Origin of the sequence: Paracoccus sp. (in: a-proteobacteria), assembly GCF_039808215.1 — a bacterium.
Lineage (GTDB): Bacteria > Pseudomonadota > Alphaproteobacteria > Rhodobacterales > Rhodobacteraceae > Paracoccus.
In genome coordinates this window covers 1-3,290 of record NZ_JBDHSP010000146.1, presented here as the reverse complement: position 1 = coordinate 3,290, position 3,290 = coordinate 1, and the positions used below count along the sequence as shown (strand labels likewise).

4 protein-coding genes are annotated in these 3,290 nt (G+C 68.9%); 1 reads left to right on the top strand and 3 read right to left on the bottom strand.

The features are described 5' to 3' along the window. The 3 genes from WMK75_RS18745 to WMK75_RS18735 form a co-directional block, all read right to left on the bottom strand. The coding region (locus WMK75_RS18745; protein ID WP_347269094.1) for a KUP/HAK/KT family potassium transporter at window positions 1-598 on the bottom strand (598 nt) is incomplete at its 3' end. A 78-nt stretch (window positions 599-676) separates the two neighbouring features. Next, window positions 677-1,951 (bottom strand): flavodoxin-dependent (E)-4-hydroxy-3-methylbut-2-enyl-diphosphate synthase, encoded by a 1,275-nt coding sequence (gene ispG / locus WMK75_RS18740; protein ID WP_347269093.1) that lies wholly within the window; start codon window positions 1,949-1,951, stop codon window positions 677-679. Between the two features lie 13 nt (window positions 1,952-1,964). Then, on the bottom strand, window positions 1,965-2,513 hold the full coding sequence (locus tag WMK75_RS18735) for a transcriptional repressor (protein WP_347269092.1): 549 nt from the start codon (window positions 2,511-2,513) through the stop codon (window positions 1,965-1,967). 113 nt (window positions 2,514-2,626) lie between these two features. On the opposite strand from WMK75_RS18735, the gene WMK75_RS18730 reads away from it, so the two are divergent. Next, window positions 2,627-3,290, top strand: a 664-nt coding sequence (locus tag WMK75_RS18730; RefSeq protein ID WP_347269091.1) for a 3-hydroxybutyrate dehydrogenase, incomplete at its 3' end; no start/stop codon positions are given.

The following is a 3,290-nucleotide window of genomic DNA, read 5'->3' as shown; positions in this document are numbered from 1 at the left end:
AGGTCGCGACGCGGTGGGTGCCGTGGCTCTGCATCAGGAACAGGCCGAGCAGGATCACCGAGGCGATCCACAGGATGTAGTCGTCGAGCACCGGCGTCAGCAGCTTGACGCCCTCGATGGCGGAGAGGACCGAGATCGCGGGCGTGATCACCGTGTCGCCGTAGAACAGCCCGGCGCCGATCATGCCGAGCAGCAGGGCGACATGGCTGCGCGCCCGGCCGAGGCTGCGCTGCGCCAGCGCGACGAGGGTGAGGATGCCGCCTTCGCCGTTGTTGTCGGCGCGCATCAGGATCACGACGTATTTCAGCGTCACCACGACGACGAGCGACCAGAGGATCAGCGAGAGCACGCCGATGACGACGGAATCGGGCACGGCGTCGGCCTTGTCGCCCCCGGTCGCGGCCAGGATCGTCTCGCGCAGCGCGTAGAGCGGGCTCGTGCCGATGTCGCCGTAGACGACGCCGAGCGCGCCCAGCGCCAGCGCGGCGAAGCCCGTCTTGCCGTGGCCGTGGCCGCGCTCGGGGCCATGGCCGGCGTCGAGCCCGAAGCGTGAATCCTCCGGCCGGGCGGTCGCGGGATTCGGGTTCTCATGCCCCATCAGGGATCTCCGCGCATGCTGCGCCGCAGCGAAAGGCCGGGGCCTCTAGCACGTTGCGGGCGACGCGCAAAGGAGGGATCAGCCGGCGGCGCCGGAGCCGTTGCCGAAACGCCGCTCGACATAGCTCGCGACCATGGCCTTGAACTCCGCCGCGATGCCGGCGCCGCGCAGCGTCGCGACCTTCCTGCCGTCGACGAAGACCGGCGCGGTCGGCGCCTCGCCGGTGCCCGGCAGCGAGATGCCGATATCGGCGTGCTTGGATTCGCCGGGGCCGTTGACGATGCAGCCCATCACCGCGACGTTGAGGGTCTCGACGCCGGGATAGCGCTCCTTCCATTCGGGCATGGAGCTGGAAATCCAGCCCTGGATATCCTGGGCGAGCTCCTGGAACACGGTCGAGGTGGTGCGGCCGCAGCCGGGGCAGGCGGCGACCAGCGGCACGAAGGCGCGGAAGCCCATGGTCTGGAGCAGCTCCTGCGCCGTCCTGACCTCGAGGGTGCGGTCGCCGCCGGGCTCGGGCGTCAGCGAATAGCGGATGGTGTCGCCGATGCCCTCCTGCAGCAGGATGCCGAGCGCGGCCGAGGAGGCGACGATGCCCTTCGAGCCCATGCCGGCCTCGGTCAGGCCGAGATGGATGGCGTAGTCGGCGCGGCTCGCCAGCATGCGGTAGACCGTGATCAGGTCCTGCACGCCCGAGACCTTGGCCGAGAGGATGATGTAGTCGCGGCCGAGCCCGATCTCCTCGGCGCGCTCGGCCGAGAGCAGGGCCGACTGCACCATCGCCTCGCGCATGATGGCGCGGGCGTCGAGCGGGCGGATGGCGCGGGCGTTCTCGTCCATCAGCGCGGTCAGGAGCTCCTGGTCGAGCGAGCCCCAGTTGGCGCCGATGCGCACCGGCTTGCGATGCGCGATCGCGAGCTCGATGATCTGGGCGAACTGCTTGTCCTTCTTGTCCTTGAAGCCGACATTACCGGGGTTGATCCGGTATTTCGCCAGGGCTTCGGCGCAGGCCGGGTGATCGGCGAGCAGCTTGTGGCCGATATAGTGGAAGTCGCCGATCAGCGGCACGTCGACGCCGATGCGGTCGAGCCGCTCGCGGATCCTGGGCACGGCGGCGGCGGCCTCGTCGCGGTCGACGGTGATGCGCACGAGCTCCGAGCCCTGGCGGGCGAGGGCGGCGACCTGCGCGACGGTCGCGCCGACATCGGCGGTGTCGGTGTTGGTCATCGACTGCACGACGATGGGGGCGCCGCCGCCGACCGTGACGTTGCCGATCTTCACCGGGACGGTGAGCTGGCGGCCCAGCGGCCCGGCGCGCTCCGGCGTCAGATAGGAAAAGGCACGCTCGTTCATGCGGATTGCTCTATCACGAGCCGGCGCTCCGGCAATGCTCGCAACGGCCGACGATCTCGACCGTCTGGTGGGAGGGTGAGAATTGCCGGTTTTCGGCGATGGCCGCCACCGCTTTCTTCATGGCGGGCGAGGAATCCTCGTCCACCCCGCCGCAGGATTCGCAGATCAGGAAGGCGACGACCTCGTCGGCGCCATGGCCGTGCGGGCAGGCGACATAGGCATTCTTCGACGACAGGCGATGGACGAAGCCCTGCTCGACCAGGAAGTCGAGCGCGCGATAGACCGAGATCGGCGCCAGGCGCCGTCCGCCGGCCGGCGAGAGCCGGTCGGCCAGGTCGTAGGCGCCGATCGGGCGATGGTCGGCGTGCAGCGCCTCCAGCGCGTGGCGCCGGATCGGAGTCAGGCGCAGGCCCCGCTCGCGGCAGAGGCGCTCGGCCCGGGCGAGGGCGTCCGCGGCGTGGCGGCGGTGGTCCTGCGCATGGCGGCAGGCGCCGTCGTCATGGGCATGCGACGCATGGTCATGTCCGCCGTGGGAATGCGCGTCTGGCTGCATTTTCGTCATGTTGCGTTGCGAAGACTCATGAGGCAACCTGCGGCGATATCCCGTCGGTGCATTGCCCCGCCTCAAACCGACCCTAAGCATTTTCTCCCCGATTGTCAGGAGCCTTGACGCTCATGTTCCTCAAAGACCGCACCGCCGCCGTCACCGGCTCGACCTCCGGCATCGGGCTGGCCTATGCCCGCGCGCTCGCCGCCGAGGGCGCCAACCTCGTCATCAACGGCATCATGGCGCCGGCCGATGCCGAGAAGCTGCGCGGCGATCTGGAACAGGAATTCGGCGTAAAGGTGGTGTTCTCGCCCGCCGACATGAGCAAGCCCGCCGAGATCGCCGGCTTCGTCGCCGAGGGCGAGAAGGCCTTCGGCGCGATCGACATCCTGATCAACAATGCCGGCATCCAGTTCGTCGCGCCGATCGACGAGTTCCCGATCGAGAAATGGGACCAGATCATCGCGATCAACCTGTCCTCGGCCTTCCACACGATCCGCGCCGCCCTGCCGAAGATGAAGGAGAAGGGCTGGGGCCGGATCATCAACACGGCCTCGGCGCACGCCTTCGTCGCCTCGCCGTTCAAGAGCGCCTATGTCGCCGCCAAGCACGGCATCGCCGGGCTGACCAAGACGGTGGCGCTCGAGGTCGCGACCAAGGGCATCACCGTCAACGCGATCGCGCCCGGCTATGTCTGGACGCCGCTGGTCGAGAAGCAGATCCCGGACACGATGAAGGCGCACAACATGACCCGGGAGCAGGTCATGAACGACGTGATGCTGTCGGCCCAGC